The sequence below is a fragment of the Pedobacter sp. 01T416_2 genome (assembly GCF_056398925.1).
Genome location: NZ_JBFTQI010000675.1, coordinates 1 through 3,259, shown reverse-complemented (window position 1 = coordinate 3,259; position 3,259 = coordinate 1). Strand labels below are relative to the sequence as shown.

Here is a 3,259-nt window from a genome sequence, read left to right as displayed (position 1 = left end):
GTATACCTCATTGTAAACAATAATACCATTTCTGCCGCTGAAGCATTAGCATATAATTTACAGCAAAATAAAATTGCAAAGGTAATTGGAGACAAAACCTATGGAGCAGCAAATCCTGTAAAAGTATTTTTTATTGGCAAAAAATATCAGTTGTTCATCCCGATATCAGTTGAAAAAAATGCAGTCACAGAAACGAATTGGGAGCATACAGGTATTAATGTTGATGAAAAAGTAAATTCTGAAAAAGCATTGATAAAAGCGCAAATTATAGCACTTGAAAATCTGTTTAAATCAAACACAAAAACAGAATTAACGGAAAATGAAATTAAAGAAAAGATTTTGAAATTAGAAAAACAATTGTAGGCATTTTTTTTTATTGCTAACCAGGGTTTGGCAAAATGGGGACAGAATTACTAATCTGAAGCCCATGACCGCAAAATTCAAACAATCTTCTAATTTCCTGAAATTCTGGTAGGCACAGTAAAACATCGCCAAAAAAATCCTCGTTAAAGTGAATAACAAATATTTCAACAGCATCACTGCCGCCGCTCTTTAAGTGCTTTTTTGAAAATTGCCAAAAATGAGGTAAATCGCTTCCCAACAAAACTATATCGCCATCCTTAAAGGGCTTTACGCTATCACCAACAAACTGAGTACCATTGCCGCGCTTGAAATAAACCAACTCCAATTCACGACGGTAATGCCAATGGTTATTAATATCCGGCAGGGTATCTAATCTAGCACTAAAAGAATGGAATAGCCCATTTGACAAATTTAAAACCTTCGGCTTCACTAATTGTAATCGTTTAAATTTATAGCTGTAACAATTGGTCGTAACTGAGCGATCCAAATTGAGTTAAGCTTAAACCTTTAAAGCACATCAAATTGTTTATCGATGGGATGACGATCCGATGTCCATTAAAAAACGCCATCCCCGAAGGAATGACGCTAATCTTACTAACCAATAGTATTTTGTTTTGCCTGAATGCACAAAATTTAAACATAATAGTTAATAACCAGGGTTTTGGGTTAAATTTTTATTCAGATCCCTTTCTGACTGCGGAATTGGCCAGAGTTCGTTTTTGCCCACTATAAAACTGCGTTTTTTGAAAATATAGTATCCATTTGCGTTTACGGGATAATCTTTATAATTGGCAGGATCGTTGGTGAGTTTCATACCAGTAAACTGCTGATTGTTCTCTGAACCGATTATGCCCCATCTCAAACAGTCAAAATACCTGATCCCTTCAAATGCAAATTCTACACGGCGTTCTCTGCGGAGGATTGTTCTGAGTGCTGTTGGATCTAAGGTAGTTATTGCTGGCATTGCCACGGCTGCCCTTCCCCTTACTTTATTTATTGTTGCATCCAATAACGCCTGATCTACACCACTGCCAGACTCTAGCTTTGCCTCTAAATAGCCAAGCAATACTTCTGCATATCTGATCAAAGGAAAGTTGTTTCCCGTATTATTGGTAGTTGCCACAGCAGGATCATCTTCAAGAAATTTATAGATCGCATAACCGCTCCAAACACCAGGATACTGGTTCAGGCGATCCGGAAGCGTCGTACCTGGTTTAGCAGAGTAAACTTTTCCACGAAAACTCGTACGGTCAGAGATCATAATATTGAAATCCATCCTCGGATCACGGTTGTTATATGGATTGTTTTTATCAAACAAAGGAGATTCTGCTATCGTTTTCCCGTCCTTACACTCATATGCTTCCACAAGTTCGTTAAAGGGTGAATACTGATGCCATCCTCCCCAGGTTTCGGGCGTAAGGTATTGCAACAATGCATGATTGTAAGTATCCCTAATGTACTGCATTGACATGATGATCTCACGACTGGTTTCCCCTGCATTTAAGAAAAGTTCTCGGTATCTGGGATCGATAGTATAATAATTATAATCGACGATGGTTTTATAAGTAGTGGCTGCATCTGCCCACTTTTTCTGAGCGAGCTGTAAACGGCCCAGAATGGCCAGTGCCGATGCAGATGTCATGTGCCCCAATCGATCTGCACTTACAGATACAGGAAGTGCAGCGGCCGCAGCCTTAAGTTCACTTTCGCAAAATGCCCAAACCTCTGCTTTAGGTGTGCGGAATACAGCATTAGCTTCGTCTACCGTCAACAGTTTTTGTACAAGGGGAACATCGCCAAAATATAAAGCCAGATTGAAATAATTGTATGCCCTGATTGTTTTCACCTCTCCGATCATCACTGCTTTTTGCGCAGCATCCATGCTCACCAGGCCAATATTGGCCAAAAAATTGTTGCACCTTCCAATCTGAGCATAGGCCTGAGCATAATATGACCCCACAAATCCATAGGTTGAATTTAAGGTTCCATTGGTGAAATTATCAGGAATTGATTCCTTTTCTGATCCATTACCGGCCATCAGATCGAGGTTGACCATCGATGTTGCCGCCCAAAAATTATAACCGGTAAAACCTGCCCCACTGTCATAAACCCCGTTCAGCGCAAGTGTTGCGTCACCGGCTGTTTTCCAGAAGGTAGCATCAGAAATTGATGAAAGCGGCTGGGTATCTAAAAGGTCTTTCTTACATCCCGCAATCATAGTGAGGAAGGTGCATCCCACCACAACTGTTAATTTATATCTAAAATTTTTCATTTTGTTTTATTTAATGATCCTAACTACATCAGATTACAATTTCACATTTATACCGAAGGTATAAATGGCAGAGAGTGGGTAGAAGTTTGGGTTGTCTCCAGAACCCTGTCCATTTTCAGGGTCCCATCCTTCGTAAAAATCATTTAGCGTGAAAAGATTTTGTCCGCCTGCAAAGATCCTCACCTTCTCCAGACTTATTTTTTTAGTCAAATTAGATGGCAAGGTATACCCGATCTGGGCATTTTTCAATCTTAGGAAGGTTCCTGATCTGTTCCAGTAAGAGTTTCTTTGCAAATTGGCGCTGCCCTGGCTCAAATTGGTAATGCGTGGATAAAGTGCATTTCTATCAGGATTTTGTGTGGTCCATGCATTTTCATATTGCCATTGCTGAACATTCCCTCCGTTATATAATGCGTAGGCCTGATAAGAACCCATCTGTACCGTATACCCTCCAAGCCCGGAAAATAAAGCTGAAAAATCAAACCCTTTGTATGCGGCAGTTAAGTTTAGTCCATAAGAAGCTTTTGGATTGGTATTCCCCAAAATCTGTCTGTCATAAGTGGCATCTACCTTCCCATCCGGAACACCATTTGGTCCGCTGATGTCCTTAAATCTGATGTTACC

General features: G+C 40.0%; 3 protein-coding genes and 1 pseudogene. 1 reads left to right on the top strand and 3 read right to left on the bottom strand.

What is annotated here, in order from left to right:
- A partial coding sequence (locus tag AC1DPQ_RS22255; protein WP_477581704.1) for a S41 family peptidase occupies nt 1–363 on the top strand: 363 nt, incomplete at its 5' end.
- A gap of 16 nt (nt 364–379) precedes the next feature.
- On the opposite strand, the gene AC1DPQ_RS22250 is transcribed toward AC1DPQ_RS22255, so the two are convergent.
- The 3 genes and pseudogenes from AC1DPQ_RS22250 to AC1DPQ_RS22240 form a co-directional block, all read right to left on the bottom strand.
- Nucleotides 380–793 carry an AraC family ligand binding domain-containing protein gene (locus tag AC1DPQ_RS22250; protein ID WP_167346252.1) on the bottom strand — a complete coding sequence of 138 codons (414 nt, stop codon included), beginning with the start codon at nt 791–793 and terminating at the stop codon, nt 380–382.
- Nucleotides 794–1,009: 216 nt separating this feature from the next.
- The gene (locus AC1DPQ_RS22245) at nt 1,010–2,635 is read right to left on the bottom strand and encodes a RagB/SusD family nutrient uptake outer membrane protein (protein WP_057935256.1); all 1,626 of its coding nucleotides are present in this window, start codon (nt 2,633–2,635) and stop codon (nt 1,010–1,012) included.
- A gap of 33 nt (nt 2,636–2,668) precedes the next feature.
- Nucleotides 2,669–3,259 (bottom strand): annotated as a pseudogene (locus tag AC1DPQ_RS22240) (SusC/RagA family protein); the annotation flags it as partial.